11 protein-coding genes are annotated in these 17,753 nt (G+C 40.8%); 2 read left to right on the top strand and 9 right to left on the bottom strand.

Annotated elements, in window-relative coordinates; genetic code table 11:
- Positions 1 to 71: 71 nt before the first annotated feature.
- The 4 genes from EU510_RS14335 to EU510_RS14320 all read right to left on the bottom strand — a co-directional run bounded on the left by EU510_RS14335 (position 72) and on the right by EU510_RS14320 (position 5,971).
- Positions 72 to 2,729 carry a DUF2339 domain-containing protein gene (locus EU510_RS14335; protein ID WP_149594048.1) on the bottom strand — a complete coding sequence of 886 codons (2,658 nt, stop codon included), beginning with the start codon at positions 2,727 to 2,729 and terminating at the stop codon, positions 72 to 74.
- 127 nt (positions 2,730 to 2,856) lie between these two features.
- Positions 2,857 to 4,218: a hypothetical protein gene (locus EU510_RS14330; protein ID WP_149594047.1), complete on the bottom strand. Its 1,362-nt coding sequence runs from the start codon at positions 4,216 to 4,218 to the stop codon at positions 2,857 to 2,859.
- Between the two features lie 164 nt (positions 4,219 to 4,382).
- Positions 4,383 to 5,288 (bottom strand): GGDEF domain-containing protein, encoded by a 906-nt coding sequence (locus tag EU510_RS14325; protein WP_149594046.1) that lies wholly within the window; start codon positions 5,286 to 5,288, stop codon positions 4,383 to 4,385.
- 98 nt (positions 5,289 to 5,386) lie between these two features.
- Positions 5,387 to 5,971 carry a YqaA family protein gene (locus tag EU510_RS14320; protein ID WP_149594045.1) on the bottom strand — a complete coding sequence of 195 codons (585 nt, stop codon included), beginning with the start codon at positions 5,969 to 5,971 and terminating at the stop codon, positions 5,387 to 5,389.
- A 194-nt stretch (positions 5,972 to 6,165) separates the two neighbouring features.
- On the opposite strand from EU510_RS14320, the gene EU510_RS14315 reads away from it, so the two are divergent.
- Entirely contained in the window at positions 6,166 to 7,401 is a 1,236-nt protein-coding gene (locus EU510_RS14315) for a TMEM143 family protein (protein ID WP_149594044.1), read from the top strand.
- A gap of 72 nt (positions 7,402 to 7,473) precedes the next feature.
- Here the strand turns inward: EU510_RS14315 and EU510_RS14310 are convergent, their stop codons facing one another.
- The 5 genes from EU510_RS14310 to EU510_RS14290 all read right to left on the bottom strand — a co-directional run bounded on the left by EU510_RS14310 (position 7,474) and on the right by EU510_RS14290 (position 14,484).
- Positions 7,474 to 10,611, bottom strand: a complete 3,138-nt coding sequence (locus tag EU510_RS14310; protein ID WP_149594043.1) for an efflux RND transporter permease subunit — start codon at positions 10,609 to 10,611, stop codon at positions 7,474 to 7,476.
- 8 nt (positions 10,612 to 10,619) lie between these two features.
- Positions 10,620 to 11,867, bottom strand: coding sequence for an efflux RND transporter periplasmic adaptor subunit (locus EU510_RS14305; RefSeq protein ID WP_149594042.1), 1,248 nt, complete (start codon positions 11,865 to 11,867; stop codon positions 10,620 to 10,622).
- Positions 11,864 to 13,126, bottom strand: coding sequence for a TolC family protein (locus EU510_RS14300; protein WP_149594041.1), 1,263 nt, complete (start codon positions 13,124 to 13,126; stop codon positions 11,864 to 11,866). Before EU510_RS14300 ends, EU510_RS14305 begins: the two co-directional genes overlap by 4 nt.
- 150 nt (positions 13,127 to 13,276) lie before the next feature.
- Complete coding sequence (locus EU510_RS14295) at positions 13,277 to 13,585, bottom strand: hypothetical protein (protein WP_149594040.1); 309 nt, start codon at positions 13,583 to 13,585, stop codon at positions 13,277 to 13,279.
- A gap of 80 nt (positions 13,586 to 13,665) precedes the next feature.
- Positions 13,666 to 14,484 carry a helix-turn-helix transcriptional regulator gene (locus tag EU510_RS14290; RefSeq protein WP_149594039.1) on the bottom strand — a complete coding sequence of 273 codons (819 nt, stop codon included), beginning with the start codon at positions 14,482 to 14,484 and terminating at the stop codon, positions 13,666 to 13,668.
- A 112-nt stretch (positions 14,485 to 14,596) separates the two neighbouring features.
- Here EU510_RS14290 and EU510_RS14285 point away from each other — a divergent pair, with 112 nt between their 5' ends.
- A complete protein-coding gene (locus EU510_RS14285; RefSeq protein ID WP_149594038.1) occupies positions 14,597 to 17,692 on the top strand; it encodes a beta-galactosidase in 3,096 nt (1,031 codons plus the stop codon).
- Positions 17,693 to 17,753 lie beyond the last annotated feature (61 nt).

The following is a 17,753-nucleotide window of genomic DNA, read 5'->3' as shown; positions in this document are numbered from 1 at the left end:
TATCAAGTAATAGCGTAAAACAAAAAGCCCAGTATTTTCACTGGGCTTTGCTTTATAAAGTGTTTATAAAGTTAAACTGGATTTACTCGGCTTCTAAGCTTTTGGAACAACCAACTTAACCCAACCAACGAAAGCCCTAATCCAATAAACGAAAGCGCTTTAAGTAAGCCCTCCAAGTTAGCCATATCAATTAAAAATACTTTAACAATAACTGCAGCTAGTATGCCTAGGCCTACTTTTTGTATTAATAATTGATTTTTTAAATGACCAAAAATAACAATACCCGCACCCAATACTAACCAAATAACAGAGTAGCTATAAAGCTCTGCATTGCTCGCCCCTTTTGATAAGTATATGTAAGGACCTTGCCAATATTGGCGAATAAAGCTGTTTATTGCCAATAATATAAAGCCACCTGCAACGGCCAATATAAATGGCGTAGCTTTAGCATTTATTGGTTTTACAAGCTTGGCCAGCCAAAGCGTTAATCCTGCAGGTACTAACCACAATAGTAATAACCAGTTAAATATTGGCAACTCACCTATGTAAAGTGATTCAAATAATGGGTTATCGTCAAGCAGCGTTTTAATAGCAAAAAGCCCTGCTAACCCTGCAAGTGCAAAACCCGCCACTTGGTATAACTTAGCTAAAGCACCGGCAAGCTTTGCTCTGTGTGAGTACACGCACCCTAATGCTAGCCAGTTACAGGTAAGGAGTATTTGTTCGTAAAAGTTAAGTGAATCAAATTGCGGATAATGCCCTACTAACTGATAACTTGTTTCGGTAGTAATAAAAAGCGCTAAACAATGAAGGGCTGCACCTTCGAGCCATATTTTTAGTTTTGATGAGTCAAAGCACTTAGCTGCGACAAAAAATAACGCGATACATAACGGGTAAACCACAATACTCCAATGCAAACCAAATACCGTAAGTGCATCGTAACTTGGCGTCCAAGGCGCAAGCGTTAAGCGCATTAATAACGCAGCAACCAAGGCTTTTATAGGCCAATGCGGCATAGGCACGCTATAGCGTTTAATAAGTACGCTTATAAGTAATACTTGTACAGCAAGTGCAATGGTTAGGCCGCTGTCACTTAATAGCATGGTAATTGCTAACGTAATATTGGCATTAGCGCCTACCCAATAAGTAAAACGCTGAAATAGCGTTGTACTATGTTGCGCGAGATGCTGCGCACACTTTATTAAAATAGCGGCCACTACAAACAATACAACGGCCCAAAGTGGGTATGCAGTACTTAACGCAGAATTAGGAATAAGCGTATATAAAGTAGCTATCATTACAAATGCACTAAATGCTCCCGTAATATGAAACGCTAAACGCTTAATCTGTTTTTTACCGTAATAAAGCCCAAAAGCGGTAAGTAACAATCCGAGTAATAAACCCAAACCATACTCATTTTTGAATATAAAGAGTGCGTCATCAAATAGATTTGGCGAAAGATGCGTGCGCTCAGCGCTTATCACTAATAGTACTGAAATAACTAACGCTACGCCCTGCCAAATATCCCAACGGCTATTTTTAAGGACTAAAAACAGCACCAATACAATACTTAACACGCCGATTGTTTGCCATTGCATATCAAAGTGACTTATGAGCATGGTAAATATTAAGGGCGCCATAAAAGCGAATAATAATGCATGATCTGGAAGCACTTTAATTAAGCGTTTTAAACTGTGCGGGCGATGTTCAATAACATTCAGTTTTAGACCTAAGCGCGGTATAGCAATTAACCCTACAATACTAAGTAAAGCAAATGCCCCCATTAACCAAACGGTATTAATTTTAAGTAATGTAAAACCAACTAAATACCAGCCAATGTGCCCTGCCCATAATAAATACCACAACCAAGCTCGCTGTACTTTATGTGCAACTAACGCAGCTGACAAACTTACAAAACCAACATACATAAATAACGCAAACAAGTTACCGCTGCCTGTATTAACCCATATTGGTACGCTGTAAGCACCAATAATACCAAGCACGGCTAATAATGGGCCTAACCTAAGCGCCATAGCACTTGCGCTAATTGCAATAACTGCCAGTGCAAAAAATGCTACGGTAGGGCTAAGCATACCGTAGCTACTGTAAGCTAAAAGCGTTAAAGCAAAACAGGTAATAAACCCGCCGCTTGCAAGCGCTGCGGGTATATAATTATTAAAGCCTTCAAATACAATGCGTTTATGGTGTAAATAAGCCGCGGCTGCAATTAGGCCAAGCCCAAATAAGCCGCCTAAACTTAGCCTCATTACAGGCGATAGTAACCCCGCTTCTAGACTGTATTTAGTTAAAAATATGCCCCCAAACGCAAGCGCTATTGCGCCTATCCAGGTCATCCAGTTCTCTTCAAACCCTGCGCGCAATTTATTAAATAGTAATGCTATGGCTGATGCTTCAGCTGGTTTGGCTTTTTTAGGAGGCGCTGATAGCTGATTTATTACAGGTGGCGACGCATTTTGGGACGTTAAGTTTGACTGTGCTTTATGAGCAATAGGCTCTGTTCTTGAAAGCGCTGCCTGAGCCGTAGATGCTCCACTTTGAGGTTCACTTTGCGATATCGGTTTATGTGTTTGTAAGTGTGTTACTTTGGCCCTTAAAACAGCAACTTCTTGTTTTAATCCATTTAACTGCACTAGCGCTATTAAGCCGCAAATAGCACCGCCAACTACAACCAGTATTACGATAACGGCTAACCCAACTAAATCATCCATGGCACACTCTTATTAATTATTATGCCCTGAGTGTACCTAATTATTAATAAGTAGGTAAATTTTGTTCGATAAAAAAGCCTAAGCGCTTGTAGGCGTTTAGGCTTTAAACTACTTAAAATATGTAAATTTATTCAATACTATCGGTAATAGTGCGCTCTAGGGTCATTTTATAACCTGAGCTTGTTGTTTCATCATGCTCTAAAATCAATATGTAGTTACCCTCTTGTGTAAAGTCCATATCGCTTTGTTGAATAAGCACAATTTGCTGACCGTTATCTTCATATACAGCATAAACAGTGTAGACTTGGTTATCTACAACTTGCTCTTCTTGGTCATACTTATCAAGCCCGTCAACTACGTTACTGGTGTCGTCTACTGTTTCGCCGTTAAGAGTAAAGTATACATCAACATCTGAAACCGACTGCCCTGCGTAGCTTTCAATTAGGTTTACAACCGATACCGTATGACTGTAGCTACTTGGTGTTAAGTTTTCTTCAACGCTCATCATTCGTAAGCCGTTATCAACGTCGTTATAAAAAATACCCACAGCGCTTTGCTCGCGCTCTAGCGTCATTAAAAAGTTATCAGCGAGTTTGGTGCCTTCTTCATCATACATAGCAATGCTATAACTATTAGGCGAAAGCTCAACGTAGTCAGTATACGAGTCACTTACTACTGTATTTGTTTTATTTACAGTCGTGCCGCGTGTAGTACTAAAGCTCACTGGCGAATAATCATCAACTGTATTTATAAAACGTAATTGCCCCAAGGCAGATTGGTGTTTAAGCTCAGTAACGTAGTTATTATCGGTTACTACATCAAGCGTAATACCGCCTTCTTCCGTTGCATAACTTGGGCGGATCATTGCTACATAGCTTGCTTCGTCGTATAAATAAACAGATGACGACTCGTACACAACATCACTGCTGCCCGCTTCTGTTATGTAAATAGTGTAATAACCTTCATCAACGCTTTGCAGATCTAACTCACTTAAATATTGAGCTGATGAGAAAAGTGTCGCGCTTTCAAATACACCATCATCAGTTGCTAAGTAAATATCGTAGTTAGTGTCCTCTCCTGCAATATTATAAAACCCTAAGTTAAACTCACCCGTATCGCTTGTAATAGGTACGCTAAGCTCTGTAAATGTAGGCTCATCAAAGTTACCACTCATTACTATTAACTGTGTTTTGTCACCCTTAATAGAAATTTCTTGATCGCTAATTGTTATATAGCTGTCGTTAGCATCTAGGTACTCAAAACTTACATCATAAGTGTCTGTGCTGTAGTTATGGCGAGTAGTTACATCAGCAAAATCAGCGCCTGAACGTTCTGTTTCTTCAACAAACAAACGTGTGTATGGGCTATTGTAAGAGCCGTTATACAATTGGATGTAACCTGTAGAGCTTGAGCTATCGTCAGAGCCGCAGCCCGACAAAATAGTAATTAGACTTAAGGGTAATGCAGCTTTTAAAAGGGAGTTGGTCATTAAGGTTATTCCTTATTATTAATATCCCCATTATGACCCAAACATTCTATTTTAATTTCATGATTTACAAAGCATTACCCTCACTGACACTTCCTTACGAAAACGTTAAAAAGTGTAGTAAATGTGCAAACAATAAGGACGTGTTTTTATATAATTAAAAACGCTTACGGGGCAACTTCAAAACGATCCCGACCTGTTTTTTTAGCTACGTATAGAGCTTGATCGGCACGTTTCATGACTTTATCGAGGGGCTCGTTAGGGGTTTGTTTTGCTACGCCAATACTTACTGTTAAATGGCGCGTATTTTTAACATTAATAGTGTGCGCAAGGTCTATTAATTGCTGACAAAACTCACTAACTTGCTCTATATTACTTGTTGGTAAATAACCTCCAAACTCCTCACCGCCCAAGCGAGCAAACTGCGCGCTTCCTTCAAATGCATTATTGTATGTAGTTGCTAACTGCTGAAGAATTGAGTCGCCCACATCATGGCCAAACTCATCATTAATAGACTTAAAATGGTCTATATCAATAATTAAAATAACATAAGATACAATGTTTGCACTTTTAACATGTCGATAAAAATAGCGCCTATTATGCACTTTAGTTAAGTCATCTATTATTAACTCTGCGGCTAACCTATTATTAATACTTTGTACAAAGCGCATAGTTTTAAATAAACCATAAGAAGTTAAAAGCATGCCGCTGGTTCTACATAAGTCTTCAAAATAAACACTTACCCAGTAAGGTTGCACAACTAACTCATCAAGCACATCTGCCGTGGTGCCAATGCTCCATAGTAATAAACCGAAACTTGAAAAAATATATGCTTGTTTAGATAGTTCAGAGCATTGAACCATCCAAAACAGAAATACAATGACAATTAAATTAATAAAATCGGTAGTAAAACCGTACACATTGCTTTGAACTTGTAAGGGAGGAAAGTTAGTTAAGGAGTAGGCTGAAAAAATAGCAATATAGATCAATAAAGCTAAACTTAAAACTTTATTGATCAAAGGCATTTTATAAAAGTTAGAAAGTTTAACGGTAAGTTTTACTGTTTCAATCATATTAATTGCTAGGTTTTTCAGTACTTCATTTGAAAACTATAGCACAATAATAAAAACCACCACGAAGATGAAACCCTTAATAACTCCCAAATTTAAACTTAAACTACGGTACTAAGTCCCCACAATCCCAAAACTAAAATAGTAATGCCAACCATCGCCTTAGTTTTATGTTTACTAATAATTCGCTCAGCTTCATTACCTGCATAATAAACAATAATAGCCAGACCAAAGTAACGAATTGAACGCGCAATACCTGAGGCCAACAAAAACAGCCAAATAGAGTACTTAGTCGCGCCTGCTGCGAGCATCGCTATTTGAAACGGAATGGGCACAATGCCCAGTGTTATTACAAACCAAAAACCTTGATCTTGCATTTTTTGTTTAACGTTCTCAAATTGCTCAGGGCTCGAAAGTGTATTAATAATCCAATCGCCTACCGCATCAAATAAATAGTAACCCAATGCATAACCAAACAATGCACCCACTATGCAGCCTAAGGTCGCCATTAATGCTATCAGCCATAGCTTTTCTCGACGAGCCTGCATAAGAGGCACAAGCACTGCTTCAAGTGGAATAGGAACTATGGTTGACTCTAAAAACGACGCCACTGTAATACCGCTAAGCATATGCTTAGAGTCAATAAAATTACGTGTTTTTTCTTTTAGCTTTTTTTGAATGGCCATAGTAAATCCTTTTCACTTATCAGTAAGAACAAGAGTATTCAATAAACCAATAATTACATATTTAGGTTAATACACGCTGAAAACTGTGTACTAAATTTATCAGGTCCTAGGGTGTTAACAAATTAGTAATATCCATAAGAATATTTTATTATGTGCCAATGCAGTTAAATACCTACCAAAGCAGTTAAAAACTTATGCAAAGTGCGCGTTTTATTCCCTTTAGAAAACAAGATATTGTTGATATGTGTAGCGCTGAGCTCACTAACAGCATAGAGCAAACATCGTTTAAACAATTTTGCGATTTACTAGCAAGCCTTATTCATTACGATTACCACACAACACTTGAGTCGCTTAAAAATAACTACGCCCCCTTTGATCCTAATAGTGACACGCGATCATTAGCGCCGGTTTCAAACGATCAAAAAGCGCAGTGCCAACGTGAATTTGCGCGCGACTTTGCCAAAGTACTCAACGCAGCTAACTTTGAAGTGATCACTAATCAAGATTTACAAGATGCATTAAACGAAGAGTCACTATTTAAAGTGCGCCTTGAAGTGGAGTTTGACGACTTTGAAGAAGTGGTTTTTTATCGCCGTGGCGAGTCGCAACTGACCGAAACCATAACTAGCTTTTGGGGCCTTCGTAAAAAGCCGCTGCACTTTACTAATTACGACCGTGTTGCGGTGTTTATTCGTTTTAAAGATAAAGCCCACTTTGAAGCTAAAAATAAAACACCTTTAGGGTTCGAGCCAAGCTCGACCATAGTTAAGCTGTTTCAAAATGTACCAAAAGCCGACCTTGAAATGCTATTTCCTAATAGCGAAGTACGCATGCGCCCTATTGATAAAGTGATTATTGGCTCATCGGCTTTAGTTGGCGGTGCGGTGGTATTAATTACTAAGCTTGGCGCATCAATTTTATTGTTATTTGCTTTGTTTGCCTTTTGGGGTGGTTTTAGAAGTGAAGCTGTAGAAATGACACAACAACACTTTATTACCTTTGCCATTGGTATGGGGGTATTTGGCAGCTTTATTTTTAAAGAATGGAGTAAATTTAAAAACCGTAAAATTAAATTTATGAAAGCGCTTAGCGATAACCTCTACTTTAAAAACCTCGATAATAACGCCGGTGTTTTTCATACCCTTATAGACGCCGCCGAAGAAGAAGACATAAAAGAAGCCCTGCTTGCCTATACGTTTTTACTAAAATCAGAAAGCGGCTTAACCGCCCAAACGCTTGATGAACAAATAGAGGCGTGGTTTAACAGCAAATACCAGTGCGATCTTGATTTTGAAATTAGCGATGCACTTGAAAAGTTGGAGCGTATGCGCTTAGTGACGAGCACTAATGATGTGTATAGCGCAATAAATTTGGAGCACGCGAAAACTATTTTGGATGAGCGCTGGGATAACCTGTTTCAATATAATTAACCTGCATGATTTACTTAACAACAAAAAAGCAGCTGAAACTTCAGCTGCTTTTTACTTAACTAGGTGCAACTACTAAGCTGTTTGTTGCTTGTTAAACTTTGCATGCACTAACTTATAAAGCGCGGGCAATATTAATAGCGTAAGTAGGGTTGATGAAATAATCCCCCCTACAACAACCGTCGCCAGCGGACGTTGAAGCTCAGCGCCGGTGCCAGTATTTAGCGCCATAGGAATAAATCCTAAACTTGCCACTAAAGCGGTCATAAGGACTGGGCGCAGGCGCGAAAGCGCACCGGTTTGTATCGCATCAATTAAACTAAGCCCATCGGCTCTTAACTGTTTAATAAACGACAGCATCACCACACCATTTAATACCGCTACACCGCTTAGCGCAATAAAACCAACGCCTGCTGATATTGAAAGCGGCATATCGCGTAACAATAACGCAAGCACGCCACCTGTCAGTGCAAGTGGTACGCCGCTAAATATAATTAACGAATCACGCAGTGAATTAAACGCGCTGTAAAGCAGCCCAAATATAAGCAATAAAGTAACCGGTACCACCAGCGATAGCCGCTTACTTGCCGATTCTAACTGCTCAAACGTGCCGCCGTATTCAATCCAATAACCACTTGGTAAATTAAGATCTGAATTTAAAGCAGTTTGCGCATCGCTTACAAAGCTTGCTAAATCACGCCCTTCTACATTTGCAGTTACGACAACATTACGCTTACCGCTTTCACGGTTTATTTGATTAGGGCCTTTATCAATACTAATTGTTGCCACTTCGCCAAGCGGTACAAATGCAAGGTCGGGGTTAGCACTTTTAGGCACTGCTACCGGCAAACGCGCAAGCTGCGATACATCGCTCGACCAACGCTCATCTAACCGCACTAATAATGAAAAGCGTTTATCACCCTCATAAATAAGCCCCGTTTGCACACCGCCTATAGCAGCACTTACACTTTGCTGTATATCGGTTACTGTTAAACCTAACAGCGCCATATGGTCGCGAAGCGGCGTTACCGAAAGCGTAGGCAAACCTTCCATTTGTTCAAGGCGTACATCGGTTGCGCCAGTAATGTTTTGCACCAGCGCTGTGGCTTTTTCACCGTACTGTTTTAATGTTGATAAGTCATCGCCATAAATGCGAACTGCCACATCGGCGCGCACGCCAGCAATTAACTCGTTAAAGCGCATTTCTATTGGCTGCGTGAACTCATAGTTGTTACCTGGTACTTCGTTTACTAAATGGCGAATTTGCTTAACCAGTTCTTCTTTACTTAAAGCTGGATTAGGCCATTGCTCGCGCGGCTTTAACATTAAGAATGTATCGGCAACGTTAGGTGGCATAGGATCGTTTGCGACATCAGGCGTACCAATTTTTGAAAAGACCTTTTCAACTTCAGGTATGTCTAAAATAGCTTGCTCTAACTCTTTTTGCATTTTTACCGATTGCTCAATGCCGGTGCCGGTAATACGCAGTGCATGCATAGCTATATCGCCTTCATCAAGCTGTGGTAAAAATTCAGCACCCATATTTTTAACTTTGAAGCCAAGTGCAATTACAAGCACAGCAGCAATGCTTAGCATTACCCACGGTAACTTAAGCGATAAGCCAAGTAGCGGTTTGTAGCCTTTTTTAATACCGCGCATAACCGCATTTTCGCTCTCACTCACTTTACCGCGTACAAATACCGCAATAGCGGCAGGTACAAACGTTACAGCAAAAATAAGTGCGCCAACTAATGCAGCAACCACTGTAAACGCCATTGGCTGAAACATTTTGCCCTCAACCCCGCTTAGTGCAAATAGCGGTAAATACACCAGCATAATAATTAAAATGCCAAATACTGCTGGGCTAAATACTTCTTTAGTCGCGGCGGTTACAACACTTAAACGCTCATTTAATGTAAGTAACCTGTCATGTTTGTGCTGCGCAAGGCCAAGTTGCCTTAAACAGTTTTCAACCACAATGACTGCGCCATCAACAATTAAACCAAAATCGATTGCGCCTAAGCTCATTAAATTCCCCGAAACACGATTTCCAACCATACCGGTAATGGCAAATAACATGCTAAGCGGGATAACCATTGCCGTAATAAGCGCACCAGTTACATTACCTAATAACAGCAGCAAAATAACAATCACTAATACTGCACCTTCGAACAGGTTAGTTTTTACGGTTTCTATGGTTTTATCTACAAGGGTTGTACGGTCATAAACTGCCTCAACTACAACCCCTTCAGGTAAGCTTAGTTGTACGTCGTTAAGTTTATCTGCCATCGCTTTTGCCACTACGCGGCTGTTTTCGCCAATGAGCATCATAGCGGTGCCAAGTACGGTCTCTTTGCCGTTATAAGTGGCTGCCCCTGTTCTTAGCTCTTTGCCTAAACGCACATTTGCGACATCTTTAATGCGTACAGGCGCATCATCACGTTTTGCAACCACGGTATTAGCTATATCATCAATGGTTTTTAATTGCCCTGGCGAGCGCACTAAATATTGCCCGTCAAAACGCTCTATAAACCCTGCGCCTTGGTTACTATTATTTAATTTAAGCGCCGTAATTACATCGCTGAGCGTGAGCTTATAAGCTAATAGCTTTTCAGGCATCGGCGCTACTTGGTATTGGCGCTCAAATCCCCCTTGGCTATTTATTTCGGTAACACCTTTTACTTTTAAAAGCTGCGGACGAATTACCCAATCTTGCAAAGTACGTAAGTCTTCTGCATTAAATGGGGTGCCATCGTCTTTTATCGCGCCTTTATTTGCATGCACAGAGTAAGTAAAAATCTCCCCCAGCCCGCTGGCAATTGGTCCTAAGTTTGGCTCAATATTGGCAGGTAAATCTGATCGAATACTTTGAATCCGCTCACTAATTTGCTGGCGAGCCCAGTAAATATCGGTGCCTTCGTTAAAAATAACGGTTACTTGCGAAAGCCCATAACGCGAAATCGAACGGGTGTAATCAAGCTTAGGTATACCTGCCATCGCAGTTTCAATTAAATAGGTTATTCGCTGCTCTGCTTCAAGCGGGGTAAACCCGGGTGCTTTGGTGTTAATTTGCACTTGCACATTAGTTATATCAGGTACGGCATCCACCGCTAAATTTTGTGTGTTGTATACACCAAAGCCTGCAAATAAAAGCGTGAGTGCAAGCACCATCATGCGGCGTTTAACCGCAAACGAAACTATCCAGTTAATCATGCTGCCTCCTAGTGTGAGTGGCTTGCGCCACTTTTTAATATATCGGCTTTAATTACATAACTGTTTTGCGTTACATATTCACTGTTTGGCGAAAGCCCCTCAAGTACCTCTACCCACTCGCTGTTTTTAGCACCAAGTTTTACAGGGCGTACTTCAAACACATTACCGCTTTTAATAAACACACTTGCTTTACCGTTAAATTCTTGCACAGCAGTAGCCTTTACTCGCACAGCAGCATTTACATTTGCGATACTAACGTCGCTATTTACGTGCATGCCTGGGCGCCAATGGCCATCTTGGTTTTTAAGCTCGATTCGCGCACGCGCAATATGTCCGCCCGTCATCATAGGTGCAATAAAAAACACCTCGCCTTGGGCATTTAAATGATGATGTAAGTCGTACACCTTAGCGCTTTGCCCTATGGCGAGTTTTTCAATATTTTCAGGAAACGCCGAGAGCTCAACCCATACCGTTTCAAGATTGACTATTTGCATCAACGCGCTACTAGCAAGCTCACCGCGCTTTAAATATTGCTCGGTAATAACGCCTGTCATTGGGCTTTTTATGGTGTAATTTTGCAGTGTTTCACGATTAGTGATACTTGCAAGCCTATCGCCTTTTTTAACGTTTTGACCAATGCTCACAAAAATGTCGTTAACTAAACCGGTATAAGGCGCCATTACTTCCACGGTGCCGTGTGCGGTGGGTGCTATAACACCAAATAAAGTATCGGTTAGTTCAACGCTACCCGCCTTTGCAATCTCGGTTTTAATACCGGCTCGTTCAATTGCTGCCTCGCTTAGCGTTGTACGCCCCTCTTCTTGCTCATAGTGGTAGTTAATTTTTTGCCCTTTATAACTTGCCATTACATCAAGCTTAAATGAGTGCGGTTCATTCACGCTCACGGTACTAACTAAATAATCACCTTCGGCTTTAAAGCGAATAAGCTGTGGCTCCTCACTTAAACGCTGCACGTTTATGGTTACGTCCAACTGATTTATATCCACAGCTTTATCGTTATTAAACCCATATATTCGCAGCTCGGTATTACCTGCAAACTGGGTTAATTTAAGTTCTAAATCAAGCGCGTTATTGATTAGTAAAAATCCGCCGTGAGGGCCTTTTTCTTGGTGTTCATCTTCATGGCCTTCTTCGTGAGCTTCTGCGTGATGATTAGCCGACGCCATAGCCGTGCTACTTAATAATGGGAGTGCAAAAAGTTGCGTAATTAATAATGCGATAAGTGTTTTGTTCATGATTGATGAGTCTCAATTAAAGATTGGCCAGTTAAGCGCTCAAGAGTAAGTAGTACTTGATATAGTTCGCTATGGGTGTTGATAAGTGCTCGTTTAGAGTCAAATAAAGCTTGCTGTGCATCTAGCAATTGCAATACCGATATTTGCCCTTGTTGGTAGCTCTTTAAGCTTTGTTCTATCAGCGTTTTAGCTTGAGGAATAACGTGCTGCGCTAAAAGTTGTGCTTGCTCAGTTTTACCTTGGTAGTACGCATACAGCGTGCGTATTTGTTGGCGCAACTGAATACGCAATTGCCCTTGTTGCTCATTAAGTAGGGTAAGTTGATGCTGCGCCGCCTTAATATTACCGCTATTAGAATTGCTTAATTGCAGCGGCATTGAAAACGAAAACACAAACGAGCTGGCGTCAGCTTGTTGGTTATAGCGCACACCGCCGCCAAGCGTTAAATCACTTTGACCCGTTGATTTTTGCAGTGCTAAGTTGGCAGTTTGTTGCAAATATTGTTGCTGTAGCAATGCAAACTCAGGTGCACTATTAACCGCATCAAGCAATGCTTGCTCGCTTTTAAGAGGGGTAATAAAACTTAAATCACCGGCATAATAATCGCTATATACTTGTTTTTGCCAAAGCTCATTAAGCGCTAAACGAGCTCGCGATAATTCGCTGTTTAGTAAAGCACTATTTAATTTTACTTGGCTTAATGCATAACGCATACGTGTTACATCAGCAAGGGATGCAGCGCCTGCATTTGCACGCTGCTCTATTGCTTTAAGCGCCTGCTGTACTGTATTTCTTCGCTCTGTATTTAGTGCAATTAGAGCTTGGTATTTTAGTGCTTGATAGTAACGCTCAGCCGTTGTAGCTAAAAGCGCCAAACGGGTATTTTTATACTCAATTGTTTGCGCTTTTATATTAGCTGTTGCGTAATTTACGCGCTTTTGGCGTTTATCACCCAGCTCTATTAATTGGCTTAGCGCCAATGTGTATTGCGCCCCTTTAATGCCACTATAGGCCTGAGTGCCCATAATATTTTCAGCTTCAAAGCTTACAACGGGATTAGGCTTAAGTGCAGCTTGGTCTTTTAAAGCGCTTAAGATTTTTTGATGATAAGGATAGCGCTTAAGCACTGCATTTTGCTGCTCGGTATTTATTAGCGCTTGCTTAAGCGTTAATACGTTTTGAGGCTCTTTTTTTGCCAAAGCGCTCTGTGTGGATAATGCGCACAGTAGCGCCACCAGCATTAGTGGTTTTTTATTCATATAGCATGTCCGTTTTTTAACAAACAGAGTTGGCTTAATCACTGCACTTGTATTAAAAACATGCGCGATCAAGCAACCTAAATATGCACACAACTAGCCTAACAGCACTTATGCGCAGGCAGTTATTTACAAAGTATTTAAAATTAGAAACTAGCTATAAAAATTAGGTGGCGGAACATCTGGTGGGTAATTTAAACCATTGTAACAAGCATTGTTTGTGGCTTGGCTTTGCTCAGGGCTTATTGAATGGTTTATCGTACTGTAGTAGCCACAGTGGCAATGCTGATGGGCATGAATTTCTGTAGGTGATTGCGCATCGTCATCATTGGTATCGCTATGAGCGTGAATATGCGTGGCATGATCTACTTCTTCTTGTAAATGATACGCGGCAGCATCACAGCTAATAAAGCTGTGCACAAGCACTAAAAGTATCACGACTAAAAAGTAGTTTGAACGCATTACCTACCTAAAACTATAAAATGAAATTTAAGAAATCGCACAATACCTTAAATTTATTCAAATGTAGAGAGCCACTCACGTTATTTTCTAAATTCACTTGGTGAAACACCCACTGATTTTTTAAACCGTTTAGAAAAATTAAATATATTAGGATACCCCACATAAGCGGCAATATGAGCAACAGGCCAGCGGGTATTTAGTAGTAAGCTTTTAGCTCGTTTAATACGTAAATAAATAAGCTGCTGCATTGGGCTTTTGCCATATTGCGCTTGGCATAACCTATGTAAATGCGGTGCTGAGTAATGCACGTGTTCGCACATAGCGTCTATTGTCCAATCAAACTGCAGGCGCTCTTCTACCTCTAAAAACAAACTGGTTAATCTGTTTTGCCCGCCTATTTGCGGCTCACTTTGAAGCGTAGTGTTTAAATAGTGGCTTAAAATAGGCATAACGCCTTCGCGCAAAGTAGCGTTACTTTCGCTATATAAAAGCTCCATAGCTAAATGTAATGGCGCTAGCTGCTGATTAGTTAATACCTTAGCCTGCGCTAAATTTAAATGCTGCCAACGCTTGGTATTTGCAAGGTTTAGCCAAATCACATCCCACTTTTCGCTTGCTATTTGAACCTCAAAACTTTGCCGCGCAGGCAATATAGCTAAGCTATTTTCAGTTAATGAATATTGGTTATTAATGGTTTTTAGCATGCCCTGACCAGCCAAAGTATAAAAAAGCGTGTGTTCAAGCGGGTTGGTACGTGCAACACAATAATCACCCAATAAATTAGAGCAACCTGCCAGCTCTATTTCAAGGTTTGGCAATTGCGACAGCGTCGTTAAATCAATAAACCGCTCTGCACACTCTGGGCCAATATCAAGCATATCTACAATGGTGTTACGCATAATTAAAAATGATAGTTTTGGATAAATAAAAGAGAGCTTTAAGCATAACCTCAACGCATTATTTTAGCTATATTTAAGCCACTATAATTGCCACACATGCAATAGGACACTAATGAACTCACTACAGCACATAATTAACCGCCGCGATTGGGAAAATCCAATTTCGGTGCAAGTTAATCAAGTAAAAGCGCACAGCCCACTTAATGGTTTTAAAAGCGTTGACCATGCCCGTAAAAACACACAATCACAAAAACAAAGTTTAAACGGCCAATGGGATTTTAAATTATTTGATAAACCCGAAGCGGTTGATGAGTCATTACTAAGTGAAACACTAAGTAACGATTGGCAAAGTATTCCAGTGCCTTCTAACTGGCAATTACATGGCTTTGATAAACCTATTTATTGTAATGTTAAATATCCATTTGCAGTAAACCCGCCATTTGTACCAAGCGATAACCCAACAGGTTGCTACCGCACTGAATTTACTATTACGGAGGATCAATTAGCGCAGCGTAACCATATTATTTTTGAAGGCGTTAACTCAGCATTTCACCTTTGGTGTAACGGCCAATGGGTAGGCTACTCGCAAGATAGCCGCTTACCCAGCGAATTTGATTTAAGCGCGCTTTTAGTTGCCGGTACTAACCGTATTGCGGTTATGGTAATTCGTTGGAGTGATGGCAGTTATTTAGAAGATCAGGACATGTGGTGGCTAAGCGGTATATTCCGCGATGTTAATTTACTTACTAAACCACAAAATCAAATACGCGATGTATTTATTACTCCCGATTTAGACGCATGCTACCGCGATACGACTTTACATATTAAAACCGCGATAGACGCGCCAAATAATTTCCAAGTAGCCGTACAGGTTTTTGATGGTGAGCAAGCACTGTGTGAGCCGCAAATACAAAGCACTAATAATAAACGTGTTGACGAAAAAGGCGGCTGGAGCGATGTTGTATTTCAAACAATTGATATACAAAATCCTAAAAAATGGACCGCCGAGACCCCTTATTTATACCGCTGTGTTGTAAGCCTGTTAGATGAACAAGGCAATACTATAGACGCAGAAGCCTACAATATTGGCTTTAGAAAAGTAGAAATGCTTAACGGGCAACTTTGTTTAAACGGCAAGCCGCTACTCATACGCGGTGTTAATCGCCACGAACACCATCCTGAAAACGGCCACACAGTAAGCACCGCCGACATGATTGAAGATATTAAGCTGATGAAGCAAAATAATTTTAATGCTGTGCGTACTGCTCATTACCCTAATCATCCTCGTTTTTACGAATTATGTGACGAGCTAGGTTTATACGTAGTGGACGAAGCGAATATAGAAACCCATGGCATGTTCCCTATGGGGCGTTTAGCGAGCGATCCGCAGTGGGCTGGCGCATTTATGTCGCGTTATACACAAATGGTTGAGCGCGATAAAAACCACGCCTCAATTATTATTTGGTCATTGGGTAACGAATGCGGACACGGCGCAAATCACGATGCCATGTATGGCTGGTCAAAAAGCTTTGACCCGTCGCGCCCAGTGCAATACGAAGGTGGCGGCGCAAACACAACAGCAACCGATATTATTTGCCCAATGTACGCTCGTGTAGATACGCATATAGCTGATGACGCCGTACCAAAATATTCAATTAAAAAATGGTTAAGCCTACCGGGTGAAACGCGCCCACTTATTTTATGCGAGTACGCCCATGCAATGGGTAACAGCCTAGGTAGTTTTGACGATTACTGGCAGGCGTTTAGAGAATACCCACGCCTACAAGGTGGCTTTATTTGGGATTGGGTAGACCAAGGTTTATCTAAAACTGATGAAAACGGTGAGCATTACTGGGCCTACGGCGGCGATTTTGGTGACGAACTAAACGACCGCCAATTTTGTATAAATGGCTTATTGTTCCCAGACCGCACGCCGCATCCTAGCCTGTTTGAAGCTAAATACAGCCAGCAGCATTTACAATTTACGCTACGTGAGCAAACTAAAAATCAATACACCATTGATGTATTTAGCGATTACGTATTTAGACACACAGATAACGAAAAACTGGTTTGGCAATTAATGCAAAATGGCGTGTGTATAGAGCAAGGCGAGCATGTACTTAATATTGCTCCGCAAAGTACACACACGTTAACAATTAAAACTAAAGCAGCGTTTGAGCAAGGTGCGCAATATCACCTTAATTTAGATGTAGCACTTATTAACGATTGCAGCTTTGCAAGCGCCGAGCATGTATTAAACACCGAGCAGTTTAAGCTTATAAATAACCACAGTTTAAGCGCTGATGTATTTACGCCCACTCTAGCCGCCTCAGCGCATGGCGCTCTAATTATTAGCGAAACTAACACACAGCTAAGTATTGAAGGCGATAGCTTTAAACTTGTGTTTAATAGCCAATCAGGTCTTATTGAGCAATGGCTACACAATCAAATCCAAGTTATTAAAAGCCCATTAGTTGATAATTTTTACCGCGCCCCGCTTGATAACGACATAGGCGTAAGCGAAGTAGATAACCTAGATCCTAATGCATGGGAAGCGCGCTGGCTAAGAGCGGGTATCGGTCAGTGGCAGCGTACATGTCGCTCGTTTGAAGTTGTGCAATCAACCGTAGATATACGTATTACCTGTGTATTTAGCTATGAATTTAATGGCGCAGTACAAGCAAAAACAACATGGCTTTATACACTCAATAGTACCGGTGAAATTAATTTAAATGTTGATGTGCAACTAAATGATGCTTTGCCGCCCATGCCACGCATAGGGTTAAGTACAACGCTTAATAAACAAAGCGATGCACAAGTAAATTGGCTTGGTTTAGGCCCATTTGAAAACTACCCCGATCGCAAAGCGGCTGCGCGTTTAGGTTATTACAGCTTGAGCTTAAATGAGCTACATACCCCGTATATATTCCCAACCGACAACGGCGTGCGAAGTGATTGCCAATTACTTCGCATTAATAATTTAACCGTAACTGGTGCGTTTTTGTTTGCCGCCAGTGAGTTCTCACAAAGTATGCTAACGCAAGCTAAGCACACTAACGAACTCATTGCTGATGATGGCGTACATGTGCATATTGACCATCAACATATGGGGATTGGCGGCGATGACTCGTGGAGCCCAAGTACACATAAAGAATATTTACTTGAGCAAACGCAGTACAACTACTCTTTAAGTTTTTCGGCTAAGTAAAATAACGCTTAACCCATGCAAAAATAGCGGCTAAATTAGCCGCTATTTTTTTAATTATAAA

This window comes from Pseudoalteromonas sp. FUC4, assembly GCF_008370255.1.
Taxonomy (GTDB): domain Bacteria; phylum Pseudomonadota; class Gammaproteobacteria; order Enterobacterales; family Alteromonadaceae; genus Pseudoalteromonas.
This window is presented reverse-complemented; position numbering and strand designations above follow the sequence as displayed.

Excerpts from the sequence above, each read along its gene's own strand:
- EU510_RS14335 (WP_149594048.1), bottom strand. The coding sequence starts at position 2,729 with ATGGATGATTTAGTTGGGTTAGCCGTTATCGTAATACTGGTTGTAGTT.
- EU510_RS14330 (WP_149594047.1), bottom strand. The coding sequence starts at position 4,218 with ATGACCAACTCCCTTTTAAAAGCTGCATTACCCTTAAGTCTAATTACT.
- EU510_RS14325 (WP_149594046.1), bottom strand. The coding sequence starts at position 5,288 with ATGATTGAAACAGTAAAACTTACCGTTAAACTTTCTAACTTTTATAAA.
- EU510_RS14320 (WP_149594045.1), bottom strand. The coding sequence starts at position 5,971 with ATGGCCATTCAAAAAAAGCTAAAAGAAAAAACACGTAATTTTATTGAC.
- EU510_RS14315 (WP_149594044.1), top strand. The coding sequence starts at position 6,166 with ATGCAAAGTGCGCGTTTTATTCCCTTTAGAAAACAAGATATTGTTGAT.
- EU510_RS14310 (WP_149594043.1), bottom strand. The coding sequence starts at position 10,611 with ATGATTAACTGGATAGTTTCGTTTGCGGTTAAACGCCGCATGATGGTG.
- EU510_RS14305 (WP_149594042.1), bottom strand. The coding sequence starts at position 11,867 with ATGAACAAAACACTTATCGCATTATTAATTACGCAACTTTTTGCACTC.
- EU510_RS14300 (WP_149594041.1), bottom strand. The coding sequence starts at position 13,126 with ATGAATAAAAAACCACTAATGCTGGTGGCGCTACTGTGCGCATTATCC.
- EU510_RS14295 (WP_149594040.1), bottom strand. The coding sequence starts at position 13,585 with ATGCGTTCAAACTACTTTTTAGTCGTGATACTTTTAGTGCTTGTGCAC.
- EU510_RS14290 (WP_149594039.1), bottom strand. The coding sequence starts at position 14,484 with ATGCGTAACACCATTGTAGATATGCTTGATATTGGCCCAGAGTGTGCA.
- EU510_RS14285 (WP_149594038.1), top strand. The coding sequence starts at position 14,597 with ATGAACTCACTACAGCACATAATTAACCGCCGCGATTGGGAAAATCCA.